Raw genomic sequence first — 23,239 nt, forward strand, 5'->3', positions numbered from 1 at the left:
GGGGCTAGTTCCGCGTTGCGCTAGCTGCGGAAACGCGGGGGCCGTTCAAGCTGTTGCGTTGAGATTGAAAATCAACCATTTGATTGTCTAGCAATATTCCCAAGTAAAATGTATAATTCCAATTGTGATGGGATTATACAAAAGGACTTAAATTGAGCAACTTTAACTCCTATCTAAAAGAGGAGATGGGGCTTTCAATCACCACCCATGAATGGGAAGGCGCCAGCCATCTCCCACTATATCTAGCCAAAGCGGCAAGATATCACCTGTGCATCTGCAACGGGGTCGACTTTATCGCCGCGGAGATAGAGCGGGGATCTTCCCTTCCCGAGCTCAAAAGAATCTCTGTCCATATTTCGGACAGAACGAGCCTTCCAGTTGTGCTCGTTGCGCAGATTGATGCGAGACAGCGCAAGGCCCTCGTATCGCGGGGGATTCCATTCGTCGTCCCAGGCAGACAGGCATTTCTCCCCATGCTGGGTTTTATTGCAAACGCCAGACGAGATTTATCCCCCCTTTCCAAAGTGATGGCTCCCAGCACCCAAGCTGCCCTGGTCGCCTTGATGGCAAACCCCGACCTCCGGACATCCGAGAAGCTGAGGGAAATGACAGGCATGCCGTCGTCCAGCGTTTCACGGGCTCTCGACGATCTTTCCCGCAGAGGCCTTATCAACAAATGCAAGCAGGCGCGCCAGGTAATCATCAAGTGCAATGGCTCCCAAAAGCAACTGATAAAAAGGGCAAAAGACTGCCTGCAAAACCCCGTGGCGCGTGTCACGTATACGAGAAGAAGTAAAGACACAGACTTTCTCCCGCTTGCAGGAGAAAGCGCCCTTTCCGAACGCAGCTTGCTTACTCCTCCCATAATTGAATGTCGTGCATTATTAAAAAAGACCTTTAAGGCGAATAAGTTTGAAGAGATCCAGCTAGGAGAGTTACCGAATGAAGAGACGATTCGGCTCCAAATCTGGACATACGATCCACTCGTCGCCGGAAGGGGCGAAATTGACGACGTGTCTCTTGCGCTGACCCTCATCGATACAGAAGATGAACGCGTTATCGGCCAGCTAAACGCACTGTTTAAGGAGGAACTGTGGTAGCAAGCGACGTTATTAGATGTCGCCAGCAGAGTCGAGGTCTGCCTCAATCTTGGCACGGCGCCTTTTCGCCGAGAAGTACGCTGCGCACAGGGTGGCAAATGTGACAACGGCGACTACCAGGCCAAAGTACGCGCCCGCAGCCAAGTTCGCCACCCAAAAGACACTTTCGAGCGGCACAATCTGTGCCTCTGCAACACAGCGCATCACCGCAATGACAAGTGCGCTCGTGACCCCGCTGATACCGCAGACGAGCAGGAAGTATCCAACAGGAAGATGCTCGGTTTGCCCAAAACGGTTGGTATCGACATAGCCCTTTCGCGTTTGCAGCACCGCACAAATCAGCATCACGATAACGAGCCACGCATACATGGCAGCCTCAACCGGTGTTACAAAGAGGTGCGGCATTTCGGTGGCGTTGCTGTGAACCCACGCAACCTGTCGAGCTATAGTCTGATAGAAAAGAATCATCAGCATGCCAAACGAAAGCAGCACGAAGCCAATCTTGTAGATCTTCGCGTTCTCTGCTTCCAAGCGCTCATCCTTTGGGCCTGCATACTCACGCCACTTTTGCACGATTTTTAGATCTTCAAATTTCATAGTGGCCTCCTAAAGAGCGTTAGGGTCGGCTTTAATCTCGTCGTCCCAAAACAAGTCGTTCAACGTAACGCGCAGCGCTTTGCAGATTGCCACGCACAGGTTGAGCGTGGGATTGTAGCCACCGGCCTCGATCAGGCCGATGGTTTGACGCGTAACGCCCACGGCCTGGGCTAAGTCAGCTTGCGAAAGGCCAGCCGCCGCGCGCGCCGCCTTCATGCGTAGGTTCTTTTTGCCCGGCATAAAGTTCCTTTCGTGATATCGGACAGATATCCGTTGCAATATGACAGAAATATATTGCATTTATCGGATAATGTCAACTATACCCGTTATTATGAAAACAATGTCCGCCATCGCCATACGGCATAGTGATTTCGATTCGATTTTCAATCTTACTCGGACAAAACCGAGTCGGAAGGAACCGAGTAAATGGAATCCATTGGCAGGGAGCATGAACTCGCCCGTATTAAGAAAACGCTCAAGGCGCCCGAGCAGCGCAATGTTCTCGTTTACGGCAGGCGTCGCGTCGGCAAAAGCGAACTCATCAAGCAGGCGCTAATCGATTTGTCAGACACCACAACGGTCTACTACGAGTGCCGCCAAACCTCCGAGGCGGACAACCTTGATAGCCTTTCCGCCCTTGCCGCTGAAGCGCTGGGGTTTCCGCCGCTCGCTTTCACGGGCATCCGCGAACTCATCGAATTTCTGTTTGCCCAGGCCAAGGACAAGAACTTCGTACTCATTCTCGATGAATACCCCTACCTAAGAGATGCGGTTAAAGGCCTAGACAGCATCCTTCAGACCTCAATTGACGCTCATAGAGAAGACTCACGTTTAAGCATCGTTCTGTGCGGCTCCTACGTTGAGATCATGAAATCCCTTATCGAGCATGAAAGCCCCCTCTACGGGCGTATCGACCTCACGCTCGAGCTTAAGCCCATGGATTACTTTGACGCTGCGAAGTTCTATCCCGCATTCTCACCCGAGGACAAGGTACGGCTCTACAGTGTCTTTGGCGGCATTCCCTTTTTCAATCGCCTCATCGATCAATCCCAAAGCGTGCGCGACAACATCATCGAGCTCGTCACAGAACCCGGAGCCCGCTTAGAGAGCGAAGTTCCGTCCTATCTCAACGCCGAAATCTCTAAGATGACCAACGCCAACGAAGTTTTCGGAGCCCTCGCGCAAGGCTACTCCCGTTGGGGAGACGTGCTGGCACAGTCGCATGTCTCGAGCGGTCCTGCCATGGCGGACGTCTTAGCCAAGCTCATATCGCTCGAAATCGTCCAAAAACGCGCGCCCATCAACGACCCTACAAACAAGCGCAAGTCCGGCTACTTTGTGGTGGACCCGCTTTCGCTCTTTTACTATCGCTACATCTTTCGAAATGCCTCCGCGCGTCAGCTGCTCGACCCAGAAGTCTTCTATGATCGCCATGTCGCCCAAGACTTCGAGGAAAACTACGTTCCTCATATGTTCGAGGAGGTCTGCCGTCAGTACCTCGTACGACAAAACAGATCCGGCATGGTCGAGCCAGCCTTCGACGCCATAGGCAAGTACTGGTACGACGGCCCCGTAAACAAAACGAGTGGCGAATTCGATGTGGTAACGCAAGACCCCGACGGTTACACATTCTACGAAGCCAAGTTCCGCAAATCTCCCATCACTCAAAAGATGGTTGACGAGGAAATCGCCCAAGTCGAGGCAACGGGACTCAAGTGCCACCGCTACGGGTTCTTCTCACGCTCCGGTTTTGAAGCCGACAAGAGCGACCGAACCATCTTCATCGACCTGTCGCAGATGTTTGAGTAAACATGATTCTCAGTGCAGCAGTTGGCTGAAATCGTGTCACCCATAATCGTTCGATTTTGTTTAGTGCATCTGCGCCGCTATTAAATAAAACTCATCTGTATCTAAATCTGTTCAACAATGCCGCGTTATAGCCCAATGCCTCAGCTTAATCTTCGAACGCGCGTTCGATGGATTTCGTGTTGGGTGGAATCGCCCAAGGGCTGGGCTATGCTACCTTGACTATCTATATGACTAAAACGCAGCAAAGGAGCACCGAGAGAGCGAGTATGGCAAAAAACACCGCAAACTATGGTAACGACAGTATCCGCCAACTCAAGGACGAGGAGCGCGTACGCCTGCGCCCCGCCGTCATCTTTGGCTCGGACGGCCTCGATGGTTGCGCGCACGCCGCCTTCGAGATCCTGTCCAACGCCGTTGACGAGGCGCGCCAGGGCTACGGCAAGCTCATCACCCTTACCGCCTTTCGCGATGGCTCTATCCAGGTAGAGGATAACGGCCGCGGCTGCCCACTCGATTGGAACCCCTCCGAGAAGCGCTTTAACTGGGAACTCGTCTTTTGCGAGCTCTACGCCGGCGGCAAATACAACAACAACCAGGGTGGCGACTACGACTTCTCGCTCGGCACCAACGGCCTGGGCTCCTGCGCGACCCAGTACGCCTCCGAATACATGGACGTCACCGTCTGGCGTGACGGTAACAAGTACTCCTTACACTTTAAGAAGGGCAAGGTCGTCGGCGCCAAAAAGAAGGCGCTCGAGATTGAGCCCAGCGACGAGGACCGTACTGGCACCACCATCAAGTGGCGCCCCGACCTTGAGGTCTTTACCTCGATCAGCATCCCCCACGATTGGTATCGCGAGACCATGCGCCGTCAGGCCGTGGTCAACGCCAACGTGACCTTCCGTCTGCGCATAGAGGGCGACGACGGCGAGTTTTCCGAAGAGGATTTTTGCTATCCCAAGGGCATCGAGGACTACGTGCTCGAGAAGGTCGGTACCGACTACCTCACCGAGCCTTTCTTTATCGAGGCCGACCGCCGAGGTCGCGACCGCGAGGACCTGCCCGACTACAATGTAAAAATCACCGCATGCATGTGCTTCTCGCGCACCTTCATGATGCAGGAGTACTACCACAACTCATCGTGGCTCGAGAACGGCGGCTCACCCGAGAAGGCGGCCCGCAGCGCTCTGACCAGCGCCATCGATGCCTACATTAAACAACAGGGCAAATACAACAAAAATGAGAGCGGCATTAAGTGGCAAGACGTCCAGGACTGTCTGGTACTGGTGACCAACTGCTTCTCCACTCAGACGTCCTACGAAAACCAGACCAAGAAGGCCATCAATAACCGCTTTATCCAGCAGGCCATGACGGCCTTCTTTAAGGAGCGCCTCTCGACCTACTTGATCGAGAACAAAGACGCCGCCAACAAGATCGTGGAGCAGGTGCTCATCAACAAGCGCTCGCGCGAGAACGCCGAGAAGACGCGCCAGAGCATCAAGACCAACCTGCAGCAGAAGACCGACATGGCCAACCGCGTGCAAAAGTTCATCGACTGCCGCTCCAAGGACAAGAGCCGCCGCGAGATCTACATCGTAGAGGGCGACTCGGCAGCAGGCGCCATTCGCACCTCGCGCGATGCCGAGTTTCAGGGTGTTATGCCCGTCCGCGGCAAAATCCTCAACTGCCTAAAGGAGGACTACCCGCGCATCTTTAAGTCCGACATCATCATGGACCTCATGCGCGTGCTGGGCTGCGGCGTGGAGATCAAGGACAAGCGCATCAAGAACCTTGGCGCCTTTGACCTAGACAACCTCAACTGGAACAAGGTCATTATCTGTACGGACGCCGACGTCGACGGTTATCACATCCGCACGCTCGTGCTCACCATGCTCTACCGCCTGGTGCCTACACTTATCGACAAGGGTTACGTGTATATCGCCGAGTCGCCGCTCTACGAGATCAACTGCAAAGAGAAGACCTACTTTGCCTACACCGATCTCGAGAAGAACGGCATCCTCAAGGAGATCGGCGACCAGAAGTGCTCCATCAACCGCTCCAAGGGTCTTGGTGAGAACGACCCGGACATGATGTGGCTCACCACCATGAACCCCGAGACGCGTCGCCTGATCAAGGTGGAGCCCGAGGACGTCACCAAGATGGAGACCATGTTCAACCTTCTGCTGGGCAACGACGAGGCGGGCCGCAAGCGCCATATCTCCGAGCACGGCAAGGAATACCTGGACCAGCTGGACCTGCAATAGCAGCAAATCGACAACGACGGCCCATAAGAAGTTCAAGAGGATATCGTGGCAAAGAAGAAGACGAAGAACCAGCCCAAGAAAAAGCAGGTCAACGCCGAAAACGTCATCGGCCTGCACTCCGAGGTCACCGACCAGCCGATTACGCAGACGCTCGAGGTCAACTACATGCCCTACGCCATGAGCGTCAACGTCTCGCGTGCATTCCCCGAGATCGACGGCTTTAAGCCCTCGCACCGCAAGCTGCTCTACACCATGTACAAGATGGGTCTGCTCAAGGGCGAGCGCCAGAAGAGCGCCAACATCGTGGGCCAGACCATGAAGCTCAACCCGCACGGCGATGCCGCGATCTACGAGACGATGGTGCGCCTGGCCACCGGCAACGAGGCGCTGCTCGCCCCCTTCGTGGAGTCGAAGGGCAACTTTGGTAAGTACTATTCGGGCGACCTGAGCTACGCCGCTTCGCGTTACACCGAGGCCAAGCTCTCCCCCATCAGCGCCGAGATCTTCAAGGATATCGACAAGGACCCGGTCGACTTCGTCGACAGCTACGACGGCGCCATGAAGGAACCGCGTCTGCTGCCCACCACGTTCCCCAACATCCTTGTCTCGGCCAACAAGGGCATCGGCGTCGCCATGGCGTCCGATATCTGCGGCTTTAACCTCAATGAGGTCTGCACCGCCACGATGCACTACCTCAAAGATCCCGACTGCGACCTGCTCGAGTACATGCCCATGCCCGACTTCTCGACCGGCGGCGAGATTATCTACCGCCGCGAGGAGATGGAGAAGATCGTCGAGACCGGCCTGGGCAGCTTCCAGATCCGCTCCCGCTGGCGCTGGATTCCCGAAGAGCGCATCATCGAGGTGTACGAGATCCCCTACACCACCAAGACCGATGTCATCATCGAGCGCATCGTCAAGCTCTCCAAGGAGGGCAAGGTCAAGGAGATCGCTGACATCCGCGACGAGACCGACCTCTCGGGCCTGCGCATCGCCATCGACCTTAAGCGCGGTGTCGACCCCGACAAGCTCATGGCCAAACTCTATCGATCGACTACGCTGCAGGATTCGTTCTCGTGCAACTTCAACGTGCTCGTCGACGGCTATCCCCGTGTTATGGGCGTGCGCCAGATTCTGCACGAGTGGGTCAAGTGGCGCATTGAGTCCACGCGTCGCCGCATTAACTTTGACTTGGGCAAAAAGTCCGAGCGCCTGCACCTGCTGCATGGCCTCGAGGCGATCTTGCTCGACATCGACAAGGCCATCGCTATCATCCGCGGCACCAAGCTCGAGGCCGAGGTCGTGCCCAACCTTATGAAGGGTTTCGACATCGACGAGACCCAGGCCGAGTTTGTTGCCGAACTTAAGCTCCGCAACATCAACGAGGAGTACATCCTCAACCGCACCAAGGACATCGCCAAGCTCGAGGGTGAGATTGCCGAACTTGAGGAGATTCTCTCGAGCGAAGACAACATCAAGAAGGTCATCGGCGACGAGCTGGCCGCGGTCAACAAGAAATATGTGATGCCGCGTCGCACGGGCAGGATCGAGCCCCACGAAGTCATCGAGGTAAGCCTGGAGCCCGAGGTCGAGGAGTATCCGGTTACCATCATGCTCTCGCGCGAGGGCTATCTGAAAAAGATGACGGACCGTGTGCTCAAGAAAGCTGCGACGCTCAAGTACAAGGACGGCGATAAACCCTTTATCGAGTTTCCGTCCTCCAACACCCACGAGCTGCTGGTCTTTACCAACAAGAGCCAGGTGTACAAGTGCAAGGTTGCGGCGTTTGAGGACACCAAGTCGGCACAGCTGGGCTCGTACCTGCCCACCGACCTTGAGATGGAACCCGACGAGAGCGTGATCTGGGTCATCGACCCCGAGGACTACACGGCCGACGTGCTGTTTGTCTTTGAGAACGGCCGTGTGGTGCGTGTCGCACTTTCCGGATACGCTACCAAGACCAACCGCAAGCGCCTTAAGAACGCCATCTACGGCGGCAGCAAGCTGCTGTATGCACAGGTGCTCAAGGAAGACCGCGACCTCGCGCTGGTCTCGAGCGACTACCGCCTGATGAACTTCAACACGTCGCTGCTCAAGACCAAGACGACTACCAACACGCAGGGCGTCCAGGCCTTTACCGCCAAGAAGGGCCGCTCGGTCACCACCGTCGGCACGACCGAGGAGATTCTTGGCGCCGGCGTCTCGGCCGAGAAGTTCACCGCGCAGAGCCTACCCTCCGCCGGATCCCTCATGAAGGAAAACGACATGCCGAGCCTGTTTGACTAAAACAACGGTGGCCAAACCGTCATGGTTGTACAAAGCAGTGGGGCCCGGAGCGCAGCAACATTGCGCTCCGGGCCCCACTCGTTGCAACGTAGTCGGAATAATAGAACTCCCCGTTTTTCACTCCTCCAATCCCACGGCACAAGGCATGTTAAGCCATTAGCAGAACTTGCAAAAGCTAGCAAAAGTTGCAAAAATTAGCAAAACTTGCAAAGGAGCTACCATGGAGTACAGCAAGAACCCCTTTACCCCGACGTTCGGAAGCGTCCCTCCCTTTCTAGCGGGTCGCGAGCATATCCTGCGTGACATCAACCGTGGCTTTATCAATGGCCCGGGAGATCCCAACCTGTCGACTATTTTTACTGGCGCAAGGGGAACGGGCAAGACGGCGCTTCTCTCGCTCCTTTCAGAAACGGCGCTTGAACACGACTGGATCGCAGCAAATGTCTCCGCCATGCCAGGCATGCTCGAAGATATTATCGAGCGAACCAAAGAAGCCGCAGATAGCTACCTCTCGCAGCCTCATGCGCGCATAAACGGCGTTCAAATTGGTCCAGTGGGCATCGATTGGACATATGCTCTAGAGGCCCAGGGCAACTGGCGCACACGTATGAACAGCATTTTCAGGCAGCTCGAGAAGCATGACATCGGGCTTCTCATCACTATCGATGAAGTCACGGTCGATCTTGATGAAATGCTCCAATTTGCCTCTGTCTACCAACATTTTGTACGAGAGGGCAAAAAGGTAGCCCTTCTCATGGCGGGGCTACCCTACAAAGTATCGGCGCTGCTGCGCAACGATTCTGTTTCGTTCCTCAGGCGCTCCCAGTATCATCAGCTGGGACGAATCACTGATGTTGAGATTGCAAATGCCTTCCGCAAAACCATTGAGGCTGGAGGACGCTCAATCACGCCAGAAGCGCTCGAGGATGCTGTGAAGGCCGTCGACGGATTCCCCTACATGATGCAGCTCGTCGGATATCGCACGTGGGATGTTTCGGAGAACTCGCCCCAAATCAGCACATCCGATGTCCAGCAGGGTTCCCTGCTCGCACGCATGGAGTTGCGCGATCGCATTCTCGAAACGACCTATCGAGAGCTTTCCGATAAAGACATTGAGTTTCTGCTCGCGATGTTGCCTGATTCTGGACCCAGCAGGGTCTCGGAGATAGCCAAGCGTATGGGCGTCGCAAGCAACTACGCAAGCCAGTACAAGCGCCGCCTCCTCGAGGACGGCGTTATCGGGGAACGTGGACGTGGCCTCGTCGGCTTCGACATCCCCGCGTTCAGGGAATTCTTGAATGAGAAGGCGTTTTAGCACACCGGAATTGTCCGCTGGAGCATCATTGCATGGCAATCAGCATTCCTCTTGGTAAGGGCAGCACGCATTTCCGCTAGCGCTGATTGCCATGCGCTCTTCTTGTCCTTAGGCCAGCTTGCGAGCGAGCTCGCACACCTCTTTCAACTTGGGCGAGGATGCCATGCTGTCGCGCTCGGTCATGCCGCTAATGGTGACAATGCCCTGGTCCTCCCACTTGCAGTACGCGCAGGCTGACTTGTACATAGCGATCGCCGCATCATAGACGCCCTCGCTGTGGCTATCGAGCAAAAGGGCCGTCTTGGTGAACGGGAAGCCCGTAGCACCGAAGGCGTACAGACGGTCGATGGCGGCCTTTTCCTGCGCGGTGATATCAAACCAGTAGATAGGCGAAGCGAAGACAACCATATCGGCGCCTTTCAGCGACTCGATCACGTCGTCCATGTCATCCTTCTGCACACAGGTGCCCTCATGGGTAAAGCAGTACTGGCATCCCAGACAACCAGCGATCTTTTTGCCGGCAACGCGGATGACCTCAACCGTATTGCCGCCCTCACCCGCGGTCTCGGCAAACGCCTCGACCATGGTGTCGGTATTGGCGCCCTTACGCGGACTGCCGCTCAACACAACGATTTTCATAAGAATCCCCCTCCTTCATGCCGCAGGCGTGCAGCATGTTTTTTTGTAACCAAAACGAATGGAGTTAATCAATCGCCTCGTTTCAGCTACTCCCACTCTTAAGAAGGATCGTCGCTGGAGACTTGGCATTAAATCAAGGCACGCCTTATTTGAGATGCTCCCCAAAGAACGCCTTCAGCTTTTCAAACGGAATGATGTCCATCTGATCGTAAAGGTCGGTGTGGCTGGCACCAGGGATAATGAGCAATTCCTTGTTGTCCCCAGTCAGCTTGTTGTACGCGGTTTCGCTGAAATAGCGGGAGTGCGCCTTCTCGCCATGCACCAGCAGCATGGCAGAGCGGATCTCGCCGGCGTACTGCAAGATCGGCATATTCAAAAAAGACAGCGAAGATGTCACATTCCAACCGCCATTGGAGCCCAGGCTGCGGGGATGGTAGCCTCGCGGGGTCTTGTAGTAGGCGTAATAGTCCGCCACAAACTGCGGCGCGTCATCGGGCAGCTGATCGACCACGCCGCCCGCCAGCATCGGTTGTAGAAGGCCACCTTGCTGTGCTCGACCTTGTCGCTTTTGGGGAACACCTTGTCCCATTCTTGCGTCAGATTCAACTGCTCCATGCTTAAGCCTGCCTGCTAGTCGCTTTAAGGTATTCCTCATCACCCACAGGCTCCAGCCACTCGTTGGAGGCATCCTCGCCCGGAACCTCCAGCGCCAGATGGGAAAACCAGCTATCGGGCGCGGCTCCGTGCCAATGCTTCACCCCCGGGGCGATGTTGACCACGTCACCGGGGCGCAGCTCCTGTGCCGGCTTCCCCCATTCCTGGTAGAACCCTCGACCGGCCACGCAGACGAGGATCTGCCCACCGCCGCCTTTGGCGTGATGGACATGCCAGTTGTTGCGGCAGCCGGGCTCGAACGTCACGTTGTAGACGCCGACCTGCTCGGTGGAAAGGGGTGCGAGGTAGCTTTGACCGATAAAGAACTTCGCGAAGGCGTCGTTGGAGGCACCGATGGGGAAAACCGTCTCGTTTTGGTGCTGAGCCTTTGCGTCGGCGGCATCGTCGTCCGCCCAGACCTCCTTCGCCATGCGGAAGGCAGCCCACGCCTTGGGCCAGCCCGCGTAAAACGCCGCATGCGTAAGGATCTCCGCTATCTCCGCCCTGGTCACGCCGTTGTTCTTCGCGGACGTCAGGTGATATTTGAACGAAGAGTCCGTCAGCCCCTGCGACATCAGGGCCACCGCCGTCACCACGCTGCGGTCGCGCAAGGAGAGCTCGCCCTCCCGGCTCCACACCTCGCCGAACAGCACGTCGTCGTTGAGCTGTGCGAATTTGGGAGCAAACTCCCCCAGGGCATCTCTGCCAGCCGTCTGCTTAATTGCCATAACCAACTATCTCCCGTCGATGGTTCTGAACGCAAATCAGTTTCCGCATTACGAAACACCCCTTGCACTCCCTGCGTAATTGACGAGAATGAAGGTAATACCTAAACCTGACTTTAGGTCAAGGGATGAACTCGAGATTTATCCGGAGGAGCCATGTACACAATCGGCCAGGTGTCGGAGATGTTCGGTTTGCCAACTTCAACGCTGCGATATTACGACAAGCAGGGATTGTTCCCTGGATTGGAGCGGACGTCCGGCATTCGCCAATTCGGCGACACGGAACTTGAGGCACTTCGGGTTATCGAATGCCTGAAGAAGGCGGGGATGGAGATCAAGGACATCCGGCTGTTCATGGAATGGTGCGCGGAGGGCCCATCAACATACCCCCAGCGCAAGGCCATGTTCGAGGACTGGAAGGCCCACATGGAGTCGGAGATCGCGAAGATGAACCGCGCGCTGGACATGCTGAAGTTCAAATGCTGGTATTACGAGCAGCTGAATCAAGGCGATAACGAGGCTGAGCTGAAGGCCATGATTCCCGACGGCTTGCCGGAAGAGGTCAAAAAGGCCTACGAAAACGCTCACGCTCGATAGCGACGTTTGATGTTGAGGGGGCTTTGGCGCGGAGCCGCATTTGGTTAGGAGTGCGAATGCCGTTTCTGCTCCTTGGGCTCTATCCGTGTTTGCTATATCGCCCACAAAGGAATCGCCTGCACCTTATCTGTTAGGGAGTATGGCTCAGGGGTCTGGCAAACGACATGTCCAAACCCCACTTCATACCCCGACAGACCCTCGAGGCAACCGAAGTGCTTGATGGCGTCAATTCTGACTGTGGACGATGTCTTGATCTCGACGGGATGGAGAACATGCCCTTCTTGTATCACGAGGTCAATCTCGCGCTTCTTTGCGTCGCGATAGAACCAAACATCTCGTACGTTTCCGCCGGCGTTCATATAACTCTTGAGAACCTCCGACACCGCGAAGGTCTCAAATACGTGCCCCGCGACAGCGCCAACTTGCAGCTGCTCGGGCGTGGTCCACCTAGTCAGGTGGCAAACAAGCCCCGTGTCCATAAAATATAGCTTCGGCGTCTTGGTGAGACTCTTGCCAATGTTTGGCCAAAAGGGCTCGATAATGCGAACGATATTTGATGCCTGCAGAACGGATAGCCAGGCCTTCACCGTCTTATGATCAACGTCAATGGCGTTGCCGATGTCCGAGGCGTTGAAGAGCTGGCCAGACCTAGCCGCACATGCAACCATGAAGCTGTAGAACTTTGCCTCGTTCTTAACATTAATAAGGTCCCGCACATCGCGCTCTAGGTAAGCGGAAACGTAGTCTGAATAAAATGAATCCCAGTCAATAGTGCTGTCCTGCAGCTCCGGCATCGAACCGCGATGAATAATTTCCCAGATGTTTTTAATGGGAGCTTTCTGCGCCACTGCGACCGGAGCGGGAACATAGGGGTGCGCCGTCCCCACATTGCCCATAAGCTCCCTCACACTTAACCCCGACATTTCGAGAATCCTAATTCTGCCAGCTAATGACTCACCGACACCCTTCATGAGCTGATATGTTTGGGAACCCGTAAGTACGACTTGTCCCTTTTTAGTCGATTGGTCAACAATCCACTTAAGAGGCGAAAACAGCTCGGGGACCCTTTGAACCTCGTCAATGATCAGCGGCAGGGATTTTGATTCGAAAAAGAGCGCAGCGTCCTGCTTGGCGAGCAGGTAATCGCGCGGGTTTTCCATGGATACGTAGCCAAAGGAGCTGCCTAGGTGCTCCCTGAGGACGGTGGTCTTTCCAACTTGCCTTGCGCCAGTCACAAGAACGACCTTGCCCTGCCGTAGCAAGCGATCTATAGAGGATTCAATTTCGCGTTTGATGTACATCAGTATAGCTTCCCGTCTTGGAAGGTCTTTATCGCAGTTCGTTATATGTTATGTCAAATTTGGGAATACTATTCCCAAATTTAGCTATTTTTCACAACAGTAATTGTTACCCCATAGCCTTTGTTCTTCGTTTTCTTTCCTTCTTGTAGAGTGTAAAGGAAGGATCCATGGCAGGGGCAAAAGAGGGGGTTGTGTTCGCGCGCAACGGCATCGAGAACACTGGCTTTGCGTACGCGTTCTCCCTGATAGAGGGCAAGTACAAGCTGCCAGTTCTGTTCTGCCTGTACCCGGACGGCACGACGCGCTACAACGAGCTCAAACGCAAGCTTGCGCCTGCTACTTACAAGTCGCTCACCTCTGCGCTGAGAGGTCTGGTCGCCGATGGTCTTGTCAAGCGCGTTGAGTACCCCCAGGTACCACCGAAGGTGGAGTACAGCTTGACCGAGCGCGGCTTGTCGCTCATGCCAGTGCTTGATGAGCTCTGTCTTTGGGGCGAGGCCCATCGCGATGACCGGGTTCCGTCGTCCGACTGGTAGGCGAAGGGGGCGACGGAACGTAAATCTTTCAATTGCCTAGAGAAAGATTGGATTGTCTTATTGGCAGGGAGCCGCGCGTGTCGCCCCTCACGCAGGCTCAGTTCATGACTTTCTCGAACAGAAAGTCCTCTTCGAAACCGGGGAAAGGGGTCTCGCCCGGCTCCATGGGCGGTATGCGCCGATCGGGATGGCGGCTGTTGTAGAACTCGACTATCTTGAACCCGCACTTGTTGACGTAGAAAGTTCGTCTTTGAGAACGGCCGCGCGGTGCGTGTCGCACTTGCCGGATACGCTACCAAGACCAACCGCAAGCGCCTTAAGAACGCCATCTACGGCGGCAGCAAGTGCTGTATGCGCAGGTGCTCAAGGAATCACCACCGTCGGCACGACCGAGGAGATTCTTGGCGCCGGCGTCTCGGCCGAGAAGTTCACCGCGCAAAGCCTGCCCTCTGCCGGCGCCCTCATGAAGGAAAACGACATGCCGAGCCTGTTTGATTAATGGCAGAACTGGCGGGCTCCAGGTTCGCCGGGTCATACAGGGATAAGCGAATGGAGCGCGGACGGCAATGATCAGTTGCCGTCCGCGCCATTCCTGCGCTCCAAGCTGCCCCGAATTCTGCCCGGAATAATCCTGATGGTAGTTGTCGACCGAGCATCTATTGATGGTTCCTTCGTAAACATAACTGTTCGCAATTGGCTCAAGCTGAGCGAACAGCAAGGCGGCGTTTAGGCACGATCGCAAAGTCGCGCATTCGCATCCCGCATGCGCAAAGAGGCGTTCGTGATGAGCGGCGCGATTGCGGATCTTGCTGATTCCCGTTATCCGTTCATTGATGTCGTTTCGGTCTGCTCCCTTTGGCCATGCCTAATGGATGATTGGAATCCATTAATCGCGTTCATGGGCCCTCTGATACATGCACTTGGTCAAGAGCGAGGACGCGAGAGGGGATGCCGCCGAGCAGCTCCGAGCCCTGCGCAGACGATTCGTGGCGCACAGGGACTACTTCTCCAAGCAGGGCGAGCTGAAGAACAGTCTGGCCATGCTCAGCGAGGTCATGGACAGAGCGGCTGACCGGCTCTCACTGCCATAGCGAACACGTCTCGTAGCACCAGAAGCCAGTTCTCTGTATCCATCACCGCCCATCTCACAGACGCAATATCCGGAATAGACTAATGCCATTCATACACGGGATACTCGTCCTGGGCGCCCGTCTCATCCTCAGAAGCCGCTCTCTTAACAGAAACGGCCGCCTTCCGTGGTGGAAAGCGGCCTTAAAAGCAAGCTCGATGCAATGGTTTGGGCTACGCCTGCTGTAGCGCCTGTGCGCCCAGAGCGATAGCGCCAAGGACCCCCTGGTTGCCGTCGCAGGCGGGCTGGACAATATAGGAGTCGATATCGTCCAGCTCAGGCGTGGCGATGTAGCCGTTGTTGAACTCAAGCACCTTGGCACGAACGCGGGCCATCAGCTTGGGTGCATGATCCGGAACGCCGCCGCCCAAGATGATGCGCTGGGGCGATGCCACGTACAGGTAGTTGAGGATGCCCTGGGCGATGTAGGTGCCCTCGAGCTCGAGGAAATCCTCATCGTCCGCCATATCAGACGCCCGCTCGACACCGTAGCGCTTCACCACGGCGGGTCCGGCGGCAAGCCCCTCGAAGCAGCTGCTATGCGTGGGGCAGACGCACTCAAACTCTTGGTCTCCCGGCACGCGCGGCAACGTGATGTGGCCGGCCTCGGGATGCAGCATGCCGTGGATCAGCTGGCCGCCCGCGTAGATGCCGGCGCCGATGCCGGTGCCGACGGTGATGTACATGGCGGAGTCCAGCCCCTTGGCGGCGCCGTACATGACTTCGCCCAAGCACGCGCCGTTAACGTCGGTATCGTATCCGCAGGGCACGCCCAAGCCGCGGCTCATGGCGCCCAGGAAATCATAGTTGCGCCAGGCCAGCTTGGGCGTCTGCAAGATGCGCCCGTACGTGGGAGAGGACGGATTGACGCCCGTGGGGCCAAACGCGGCGATGCCCAGGGCGGAGACACCCTTGCCCGCAAACCACTCGATCATGGCGGGCACAGTCTGCGCCGGATCCTGCGTTGGAATACTCGTGCGCTCCACTATGGTTCCGTCGGCGTATCCGCACGCCAGCACCATCTTGGTACCGCCCGCCTCGATCGCGCCGATAAGCTGGCGATCGCCGGCATGCCGGCCCGCAGCCTGCTCGCTTGTCACCTGTTCGCTTGCGACCGAAGCGCTTGCAATTGGCTCGTTCATGATTGACCCCTCTCTCAAAGCACAGCGCTTTGACGCCGTGCGCTACGCCTCAATATACACGGTTGCAAACTTGCAGTGACCAAGCGGTTTAAGCTTAACTTCACACCCGTTGACCTCCACGTTGCCGGAACGTTGCTCTCGCAGGTTGCACAGGTACGCCTGTTTGACCGGCGTGACAAAGTGCAACGTAGCCGTGGCATCTCCCTGGTTAAAACCGCAGAACAGACGCACCACAACGCCAGGCAGATCCGGGTCATCCGGCGCCTTCACTGCAGAAACAACGGTAGTGCCCTCAAGCTCAAACAGAGATGCGACGGCAGGCCCGTCTCCATAGACGCGGGGCTCGGAGAAGATCAATCGTCCGTTGAGGAACTCGGCGTATTCGTAAAGCTCAAGCTCTCCGTCATAGCTGCGTGCGAGCTGGGCAACGCCTCCCTGGTCCACAGAACCCGTGAAGGTGCAGAATCCGATCTTGTACGTCATGGGCTTGATCAGCTGGGCGTCCGGCGTCTCCATGGTGCGCTCGCCCGAGGCGCGGCCCGGACGGTACAGCAGATTCTCGCGGCCCATAAAGCCGTATGCGCGGAAGACGGTAAGGCGAATCTGGTTGCCCTGCTCGCCCACAATCTCGTACTCGCGCACGCCCAGCGGGAGCACCGCCAGACCGCGTTCGCCATTGGAAAGCGCCACGTAGCTCTGCGTTGGCTCGATGGGCACACTGGGCTCCTGCCAGGTTTCCATGTTCTGTCTCCAGTTGGCCGGCAACGAGTCGTCCCACTCCTCGTCCATCTCATGCCCCTGCGCGGCGGCAAGCGACGCGTTGTAGAGAGCCATATCCTGCTTGTGCATGTTATCGCGGCAGATGGCGCCAAACTGCTGGTCCGCATAATTCACGTTGGTGTCCATATGGGCATCGAACAGGACGCACAGACGATGCGATCCCACGGTGTTGTCCACGTGCAGCTCCACGTCAATAACGCGCGAGCCGCGGCGAAGGCCAACGGTCAGCGTCACAGGCAGCTTTGTGGAGCACACTCCCTGGGCGCGCTCCTCGAGCGTCGCGGGCACCGTCATGGTGTGGGCAATAGTCGCGGTCGCGTAGATATCGCTGGCAGCGAGCTCAACCTGGGGTGCGGGTCCGTCGCAAGAGCGCACAACCAGGTCCTGACGGGGCGGCGAGTAGTTAAAGGAGTCGCCATCGTCGCCGTTCTCTTCCAGAACCGCCTGGTTATCGTAGACGTATCCCGTCTCCTTCTCCTCCACGCGCAGCGAGCCATCGGCGTTGACGCTCACGCGATAGAACTCGTTCTCAAGGGCGACGTCGCGCTCAAGCGAGACCATGTCGCTTGCCGTGCTGCCGTCGAGGACCATGCGGTACTGGGCGTAGCCAAGCGCGGGCACCTGGTGGGCATCGATTGCAATGGTGACCTCGAACACCTGCTGGGGAATGTAGAGCTTGGCGCTGGGGTCGAGACGGATGGTCTGCGACAGCACGTAGTCCGTAAGATCGCGGCTCTGGAGCACGGTGTAGGAAACGGGCTCGCCCGCCTGGTCGACAATTGAGAAATCGCCGCCGGGAATGTACATCTTCTTGATGACCACACCGGACCTGGGCTGCGGCAGCGTGTTGAACACGGTGAAGGTCATGGGGGCGTCGCCAGAATCGACGCTGGTGGCGATCATGCGGCCGTGTAGCTCGACAAGCGAGGTGGCAATGTCGCGAGCCTGCTTGTAGCGCAGATAGACGTCCTCGTTCACGGCGTCGGCGATGCAGGAGCCGATGGAATCGTGCGCGGCGTTCTCAAACAGCAGCTTCCAGATAGTGTCCACGGCGCCGCGCGGGTAGTCGTTGCCCAGGCTGCGCGACAGGGTCAGCAGCGGCTCGAGCACATTGACCACGTAGTTTTGGATCTCCGTGTTAAGCGCCTTGAGGTCGGAGCGACTGGACCAGATGCTGCGGTGGATACGCATATGCTTTGCATTTAGCAGCTCGCCCGCCACCTCCTCCAGCTCAATGCCATCTCGCTCGATGGCGGCGCGGGTGGCCTCAAGGTATTCCGGAAGGCTGCTCATGCAATACGTGTTCTCCGAGTCATAGGCATTACGATGCTCAAGAAGCTCGGGCAGGTTAGCGCGCACGGGCGCCTGGTCAAAACCACAGGGGAAGTAGACATTCTCCGTCACGTGGCGCGGCGCCAGCTTATCCAACACCTGCTGATGCCACCATACATCATTCTCCTGCTGGTCCTCGGGCATGTTGCCGCCGATATAGTAGCCGGTAGGCATCTGGGTGGCAAATATGGTGGAGCCGTCGTCGCCTCGCCAGGTGTAGTTGAGGTTTTCCGCCATATCATTGGAAACGCCGCGCCAAAACAGGGTGCTATCGATGCCCGCCTCGCGATAGATCTGGGGCATGTTACCCGCCTGGCCAAAAGAGTCGGGCATATAGCCCACATTCATGTAGGGGCCAATCTCCTCGCAGCGGCGCATACCGTAGGTAAGGTTGCGGACGATGCTCTCGCCAGAGATGATCATCTGGTCGGTCTGGGTGTACCACGGTCCGATAATCAGGCGGCCATCGCCAACTAGCTTGCGGATGCGATCCTCGTCCTGAGGTCGCCAGGCAAGGTAATCGTCCAAAAGCGATGCCTGGCCATCAAGCATCCAGGTCTTGAATGCGGGATTGCTCTCAAGCACGTCCAGCGCGTCTGCCAGGTCACGCATAAGGTACACCTTGGAACGGGACGTGGTGAAGTACCACTCGCGATCCCAATGGCTATGGGGAACAACATGGATGGTCTTTCCCATGGGTGCTTCCACCTTTCAATACTCTGCCGCCGACCCACTCCAACTTGCGGGACTGGTACCTGCCGCAGGGGCTACGATGCTAGAAAAAGCCCCACCCGGCGGTATGCACGAGCGGGGCCAAAGGAAGGGCATTACTCGAAGGAAATCTCGATCTCATTGATGTCGACGTCGGAGGAGTCTGCCTCGGTCTCAACGTTGAAGTCGACCAGAAGCGGAGCGACAACGCCGATGAACAGGGCGCCTGCCAGCAGGCCGACCAGGTATGCCCAGCCGTTGGTCATGGTGATGAAGCCATACATGCCACCAAGCGGCGGAATCACGGCGTCAGCGCCAAGCAGGGCGGCGATACCAGCGCCCAGGGCAGCACCGATGACGTTCACCGGAATGAGGCGGGAGGCCTTGACCAGGGTGAAGGGAATGGCGCCCTCGGTGATGCCGATGAAGCCCATGACCCAGTTACCGGTAGCGGACTCGCGGAGGCTCCGGGAGAAGCGGCTGCGGCGAACCACGGTAGCGATCGCGTAGCCCAGCGGCGGGATGCAGATAGCACAGTTGATAAAGACGTTGGCAGTGTAGATGCCCTCGGCGAGCAGAACGTTACCGGCCATCCAAGCAGCCTTGTTGACCGGGCCGCCCATGTCAAAGCCGATCATGGCGCCAAGAATAACAGCCATGAGAACCTTGTTGGTACCACTGGTGCACATGTCACGCAGCCACGCGATCACGCCCTCGTTGATAGCAGCGAGCGGGGTGGCCAGCAAAACAGCGATCAGGGCAACGGTGAGCGTGGACAGGAAGGGCAGGATGACCAGAGGCATGGTCTGCTGGAACGCCTCGGGGAGTTTAATGGTCTTCAGCGCCCACTTGACCAGGTAGCCAGCGATGAACGCATAAAGAACGGCGCCCAGGAAGCCTGCCTTGGTGCTGGTAGCGATGGCACCCGCGACAAAACCGGCGCCGATGGCGGGCTTGTCGGCGATGGAGTAGGCGATAAACGCGGCGAGCACGGTGTTGACCATGCCGATGCCCGTCCAACCAACCTGCTGGACCTGGTACAAGAAGCCCAGGAAGCCGGTAAGGTCCTCGGTGAGGCTGGGGGTGCCCATAGCGAGGGCGATGAGCTGCGGGATGGCAACTACCAGCGAGGAGCCGATGATGAGCGGCAGCATGTAGCCAATACCGGTCATCAGATGACCCTTGATCTCAGAGAAGAATTTCTTCATTCTTCTTCCTCCTTTATTATTTCCTTGCCTCTACGGCAGCGGCACACTTCTTAAGCACGGCCTCGGGAGCCTTGATACACATGTTGATATCGATACGGATAACGGTCTTTCCCTCGAAGCGATTCATGCCCTGGATCTTCTGATCAGACGCGATCAGGACAAAGTCGGCCGCCTTGGCCTCCTCGGCCGTCACCACGTTGATCTGGCCCATGGACCCCTGCTGCTCGATCTTGACGTCCCAGCCAAGGCCCTCGCCCGCCTTCATAAGCGCTTTTGCCGCCATGGGCGTGTGGGCGAGGCCTGCCGGGCAGGCGGAAACACCAACCACCTTCATGTCATTCACACTCCTTTTCAATGTGCTCCATCACAATCGACACCACGTCTTCAGCCCTCTCGGCCGTGGCCACCGCGTTTTTGAACTCGTCCTTTAACAGGCACGTTGCGAGGGCGGATAGGAGCTTTAGGTGCTCTTCCCCACCGTTTGCATGCGGCGCCATTAAAACAAACAGGTGCTGGACGGGCTGATCGTCCATGGTCTGCCACTCAAGTGGGGCAGCCGTGCGCACATAGAACATTGCCGCCCGCTCGATAGCCGGGCACTTGGTGTGAGGTATGGCGTAACCATCCATAAGTCCGGTCGCCACCTCGCGCTCTCGCTCCAGGAGGCCCTGATAGGCCCCGTCCGCCGAAGCGATGCCCAGGCTCTGCGCCCTATCCGCCACGGCGCGGAAGACATCCTCCGCACATGACGCGCCTAGGTCGAGGAGAACCTGGTCTTGCGTGAACACTCTCTCCATCGCATCTCCTTCCTGACGACACCCATCATGCAGCCGCAGGCGACGACGCTCAACCTTGCCGATTTCCGTCTTTCAGCGGAAATGGAAGAATGGGAAAGGCGCCTGATTTCCACTTGTCGCGGAAATGGAAATCAGCAAGAATAGTCATCTTTTCCGCATGCTTGCGGAAAAGCCTTGGGTAGGACTTGCTGTCGACCATGGCGCACAATGTGATAAACGCACGCAATGAAATGCTGGGCGCGCTACATGCGTAAGGAGGGTCTTTAGAGTTGTTTGGTCAAAAACGTCTTGACGCAATCTTTGAGGCGGTTCGCCATTCCACATTTGCCCCCGCGGCACGCCTGGCAAAGATACACGGCATCACAGACCGCACAGTGCGCAGCGATATAGCCCGCATCAACAGCGCGCTTGAGAACCACGGCGCCTATATTGACATCAAGCGCGGTCAGGGCTACCACCTGGTTGTACAGGACGCGCATCTCTACGAGGACTTTATCGCGTCAACCCGTGAACGCGGCAACGGCGAACCCGATTTGTCCAACACGGATGACCGCATCCGCTTCTTGCTCAACGCTCTGCTTATGGCGAATGACCACCAAAGCTACGACCAGCTTGCGGACATCATCTTCGTGGGCGAAAACACCTTGCAGAACTATATTCGCCAGATTAAGGACATCCTGGCAGAATACGACCTCGCCCTCCTGGTAAAACCGGGCTTTGGCGTCAAGGTCCTGGGCCGGGAGGACGATCACCGTCGCTGCTTCATGGACCGCGTGGTGGTTCGCAACATGCGCTCATACGTCAAGGGGTTCTCGGATGAGGAGACGAGGCTTTTCCCGGATATTGACCTCGACGTCCTCGAGCACATAGTGCGCAGCCACATCGAGCACTCCGACATCGTTACAACCGACTATGGATTCAAAAACCTGCTGATGCACACCGCCCTTATGGTGAGTCGCATCATGCACGGATACCCCGTTGAAACCAGCGAAGACGGCGAAGCGAGCTCTCGCGTGTCCCTTTTTCTTGAAGGAACCTGTCGAGACCTTGAACGGGAATTTGGCATCTCCGTCTGCAAAGCAGAGCGCGGCTACCTGCTGCTGCACATCCTTTCCAATACATACCTCGATCGCTCGGGCATAGACAACCAGCTCTTCCGTGGCGACGTCGACGCCCTTCTAGAGATTGTCGCCCAAAACTACGGCTTCGACCTAAGGGATGACCACGAGCTTAAGCGGAACCTCTTGCAGCATCTAAGCTCCACGTTCTCAAGCAAGGACCTTAAGATCATCAAGAAGAACCCGCTGCTCAACACCATCCGCTCCAGCTTCCCGCTGGCGTTTGAGATCGCCCTGGCGAGCACCAGTAAAGTATTCGACACGGAGCCCTATACGCTTTCTGAGGACGAGGCTGGCTACGTCGCGCTGCATATAGGAGCGGCCATCGAGCGCCGCACGCCCCAGAACAGGCCCCTGCACAAAGTAATCCTTGTCTGCGGATCGGGCAACTCCATCGCCAGCATGCTGGAGAGCCGCTTGCTCACCTACTTTGGGGACCGCATAAGCATCGCCCACAGCATCTCGTATCGAGAGTTCTGCGAACTGGACGGCGCCGATCTTGAGGATACGGCATTTGTGGTGACCACCGTCCCCATCGAAAACTGCCCGCTTCCGCGCGTGCTCGTGGATTTTAGCCTGAGCGCGCAGGACACCGAAACCATCTCGCGCATGCTCAACGGCATAGAAAAGCAGGCGACATCGCTTATGGGCGCTTTTTTTGACCCTGAGCTTTTCTGCCGCTTCACCGAGCCCGCTGGAAAGGGCGAGGTGTTGGAAAGACTCTGCGACATGCTGCAGGACCAGGGCATCACCGATGAAGCCTTCTTGTCCTCCGTCCTTGAGCGCGAGGCGCTCTCCGACACCACCATGGACCCGATGTTCGCCATCCCCCACTCGCTCAGCCCCAGCAGCACCGAGACCAAAGTGGCGGTGGCGCTGCTCGACCAGCCCCTTGACTGGAATGCCGGCTCCAAAGAGGTGCGCATTGTCTTCTTGCTTGCCGTGCAGGCGGGCGACCGCGCAAATATTGAATATCTCTACGACTTGCTGCTGAACATCACCAACAATCGTCGCCTGCAGCATGACATTCTTGCCTCGCAAGACTTTACAGACTTTATCGCCATTCTTGATCGCAAGGCTCAGGAGCACGCATAGGCCCGCTGCCATAAAGGGGCTTCCTGCGCGTCAGATGTCAAAAAGCGCCTTCACAAGATAGGCCGCTGCAGTCGGGCGCCTTGCCGACGCAAAACTTGCAAAGG

The 23,239-nt window shown here is 57.0% G+C and carries 20 protein-coding genes; 9 read left to right on the forward strand and 11 right to left on the reverse strand.

What is annotated here, in order from left to right; genetic code table 11:
- Positions 1-152 precede the first annotated feature (152 nt).
- Positions 153-1,100: a helix-turn-helix domain-containing protein gene (locus GT495_RS08845; RefSeq protein ID WP_161162383.1), complete on the forward strand. Its 948-nt coding sequence runs from the start codon at positions 153-155 to the stop codon at positions 1,098-1,100.
- Positions 1,101-1,112: 12 nt separating this feature from the next.
- On the opposite strand, the gene GT495_RS08850 is transcribed toward GT495_RS08845, so the two are convergent.
- Positions 1,113-1,697, reverse strand: a complete 585-nt coding sequence (locus GT495_RS08850; RefSeq protein ID WP_156600671.1) for a hypothetical protein — start codon at positions 1,695-1,697, stop codon at positions 1,113-1,115.
- 9 nt (positions 1,698-1,706) lie between these two features.
- Positions 1,707-1,937, reverse strand: coding sequence for a helix-turn-helix transcriptional regulator (locus GT495_RS08855; protein ID WP_152077446.1), 231 nt, complete (start codon positions 1,935-1,937; stop codon positions 1,707-1,709).
- Between the two features lie 186 nt (positions 1,938-2,123).
- Between GT495_RS08855 and GT495_RS08860 the strand changes: the two genes are divergently transcribed.
- The 4 genes from GT495_RS08860 (at position 2,124) to GT495_RS08875 (ending at position 9,371) form a co-directional block, all read left to right on the forward strand.
- Positions 2,124-3,506: an ATP-binding protein gene (locus GT495_RS08860; protein ID WP_161162384.1), complete on the forward strand. Its 1,383-nt coding sequence runs from the start codon at positions 2,124-2,126 to the stop codon at positions 3,504-3,506.
- 266 nt (positions 3,507-3,772) lie between these two features.
- The gene (locus GT495_RS08865; RefSeq protein ID WP_161162385.1) at positions 3,773-5,770 is read left to right on the forward strand and encodes a type IIA DNA topoisomerase subunit B; all 1,998 of its coding nucleotides are present in this window, start codon (positions 3,773-3,775) and stop codon (positions 5,768-5,770) included.
- 45 nt (positions 5,771-5,815) lie between these two features.
- Entirely contained in the window at positions 5,816-8,056 is a 2,241-nt protein-coding gene (locus GT495_RS08870) for a DNA gyrase subunit A (protein ID WP_161162386.1), read from the forward strand.
- 220 nt (positions 8,057-8,276) lie between these two features.
- Positions 8,277-9,371: an ATP-binding protein gene (locus GT495_RS08875; protein WP_161162387.1), complete on the forward strand. Its 1,095-nt coding sequence runs from the start codon at positions 8,277-8,279 to the stop codon at positions 9,369-9,371.
- Between the two features lie 108 nt (positions 9,372-9,479).
- Here the strand turns inward: GT495_RS08875 and GT495_RS08880 are convergent, their stop codons facing one another.
- The 3 genes from GT495_RS08880 to GT495_RS08890 all read right to left on the reverse strand — a co-directional run bounded on the left by GT495_RS08880 (position 9,480) and on the right by GT495_RS08890 (position 11,392).
- On the reverse strand, positions 9,480-10,010 hold the full coding sequence (locus GT495_RS08880) for a flavodoxin family protein (RefSeq protein WP_161162388.1): 531 nt from the start codon (positions 10,008-10,010) through the stop codon (positions 9,480-9,482).
- 145 nt (positions 10,011-10,155) lie between these two features.
- The gene (locus GT495_RS08885) at positions 10,156-10,536 is read right to left on the reverse strand and encodes an alpha/beta hydrolase (RefSeq protein ID WP_204986916.1); all 381 of its coding nucleotides are present in this window, start codon (positions 10,534-10,536) and stop codon (positions 10,156-10,158) included.
- A 91-nt stretch (positions 10,537-10,627) separates the two neighbouring features.
- The gene (locus GT495_RS08890; protein WP_161162402.1) at positions 10,628-11,392 is read right to left on the reverse strand and encodes a carboxymuconolactone decarboxylase family protein; all 765 of its coding nucleotides are present in this window, start codon (positions 11,390-11,392) and stop codon (positions 10,628-10,630) included.
- Between the two features lie 153 nt (positions 11,393-11,545).
- Here GT495_RS08890 and GT495_RS08895 point away from each other — a divergent pair, with 153 nt between their 5' ends.
- A complete protein-coding gene (locus GT495_RS08895; protein WP_161162389.1) occupies positions 11,546-11,986 on the forward strand; it encodes a MerR family transcriptional regulator in 441 nt (146 codons plus the stop codon).
- 92 nt (positions 11,987-12,078) lie between these two features.
- Here the strand turns inward: GT495_RS08895 and GT495_RS08900 are convergent, their stop codons facing one another.
- Complete coding sequence (locus tag GT495_RS08900; protein ID WP_161162390.1) at positions 12,079-13,287, reverse strand: ATP-binding protein; 1,209 nt, start codon at positions 13,285-13,287, stop codon at positions 12,079-12,081.
- Between the two features lie 167 nt (positions 13,288-13,454).
- Between GT495_RS08900 and GT495_RS08905 the strand changes: the two genes are divergently transcribed.
- Together GT495_RS08905 and GT495_RS08910 are read left to right on the forward strand one after the other, a co-directional pair.
- Positions 13,455-13,823 carry a helix-turn-helix domain-containing protein gene (locus GT495_RS08905; RefSeq protein ID WP_161162391.1) on the forward strand — a complete coding sequence of 123 codons (369 nt, stop codon included), beginning with the start codon at positions 13,455-13,457 and terminating at the stop codon, positions 13,821-13,823.
- A gap of 280 nt (positions 13,824-14,103) precedes the next feature.
- Positions 14,104-14,322 (forward strand): hypothetical protein, encoded by a 219-nt coding sequence (locus GT495_RS08910; RefSeq protein ID WP_240128164.1) that lies wholly within the window; start codon positions 14,104-14,106, stop codon positions 14,320-14,322.
- Between the two features lie 803 nt (positions 14,323-15,125).
- Here GT495_RS08910 and GT495_RS08915 read toward each other — a convergent pair.
- From GT495_RS08915 to GT495_RS08935, 5 genes are all read right to left on the reverse strand, one after another.
- Positions 15,126-16,094: an ROK family protein gene (locus GT495_RS08915; RefSeq protein WP_161162392.1), complete on the reverse strand. Its 969-nt coding sequence runs from the start codon at positions 16,092-16,094 to the stop codon at positions 15,126-15,128.
- 42 nt (positions 16,095-16,136) lie between these two features.
- Positions 16,137-18,902, reverse strand: a complete 2,766-nt coding sequence (locus tag GT495_RS08920) for a glycoside hydrolase family 38 C-terminal domain-containing protein (RefSeq protein WP_161162393.1) — start codon at positions 18,900-18,902, stop codon at positions 16,137-16,139.
- A 131-nt stretch (positions 18,903-19,033) separates the two neighbouring features.
- Complete coding sequence (locus GT495_RS08925) at positions 19,034-20,125, reverse strand: PTS fructose transporter subunit IIC (RefSeq protein ID WP_161162394.1); 1,092 nt, start codon at positions 20,123-20,125, stop codon at positions 19,034-19,036.
- A 16-nt stretch (positions 20,126-20,141) separates the two neighbouring features.
- Positions 20,142-20,459, reverse strand: a complete 318-nt coding sequence (locus GT495_RS08930; RefSeq protein ID WP_152077549.1) for a PTS fructose transporter subunit IIB — start codon at positions 20,457-20,459, stop codon at positions 20,142-20,144.
- A 1-nt stretch (position 20,460) separates the two neighbouring features.
- Complete coding sequence (locus tag GT495_RS08935; protein ID WP_152077550.1) at positions 20,461-20,922, reverse strand: PTS sugar transporter subunit IIA; 462 nt, start codon at positions 20,920-20,922, stop codon at positions 20,461-20,463.
- A gap of 269 nt (positions 20,923-21,191) precedes the next feature.
- On the opposite strand from GT495_RS08935, the gene GT495_RS08940 reads away from it, so the two are divergent.
- Entirely contained in the window at positions 21,192-23,135 is a 1,944-nt protein-coding gene (locus GT495_RS08940) for a BglG family transcription antiterminator (protein WP_161162396.1), read from the forward strand.
- The last annotated feature ends 104 nt before the right edge of the window (positions 23,136-23,239 follow it).

The organism is Collinsella sp. BIOML-A6 (genome assembly GCF_009875845.1).
Classification (GTDB): domain Bacteria; phylum Actinomycetota; class Coriobacteriia; order Coriobacteriales; family Coriobacteriaceae; genus Collinsella; species Collinsella aerofaciens_H.